This is a genomic window from Streptomyces beijiangensis, assembly GCF_017315755.1.
Classification (GTDB): domain Bacteria; phylum Actinomycetota; class Actinomycetes; order Streptomycetales; family Streptomycetaceae; genus Streptomyces; species Streptomyces beijiangensis.
Window position 1 is genome coordinate 1 of record NZ_JAFLRJ010000691.1, and the last position, 595, is coordinate 595.

Genomic DNA, 595 nt, shown 5'->3' on the forward strand with positions numbered 1-595 from the left:
GGACGCCCAGGAAGTAGGACATGCGCCCGGCGCTGCCGGAGAAGGTGTTGCCGGTGCCGTAGTAGAGATCGACGCTCTCCGGATGGCTGGTCAGCAGCTGCTGGTAGTCGGTGGTGTTCAGGCCGACGAACATTCCCGTGCGCCCGCCCCGCAGGGCGTCGGTGCTCATGCCCGCGTCCTCCAGTGCCTCCCAGGCGACCTCGAGGAAGATCCGCTGTTGCGGGTCCATGCTGCGGGCCTCACGCGCCGACACTCTGAAGAAGGTGTTGTCGAACTGGTCGATTCCCTCGATGAACGCTCCGCGGCGGGTGGCGACGGTTCCGGGGGTGATCTGGCCGTCGGCGAGCAGGCCGGCGGCGTCCCAGCGGTCGTCGGGAACGTTGTCGGTCGCATCCACACCGCTGGACAACAGCTCCCAGTACGCGTCGAGACCGTTGGCGCCGGGCAGCCGGCAGCCCATCCCGACGATCGCGATCGGCTCCGCGGCGCCGATTTCCGCCGCGGGCGCGGGCGCGGGTGCGGGCGGTGGTGTCGTGGGCAGGGCGTCACCGGCCGGTGCGGAGCCGGCCCTCCGGCCGGTGACGCCCTGCCCACG

Annotated in this window: 1 protein-coding gene; it reads right to left on the minus strand. The window is 71.3% G+C overall.

Going from position 1 to position 595, the window contains the following annotated elements; translation table 11 throughout:
- Window positions 1–595, minus strand: a 595-nt coding sequence (locus J0695_RS38370; RefSeq protein WP_206969473.1) for a beta-ketoacyl [acyl carrier protein] synthase domain-containing protein, incomplete at both ends; no start/stop codon positions are given.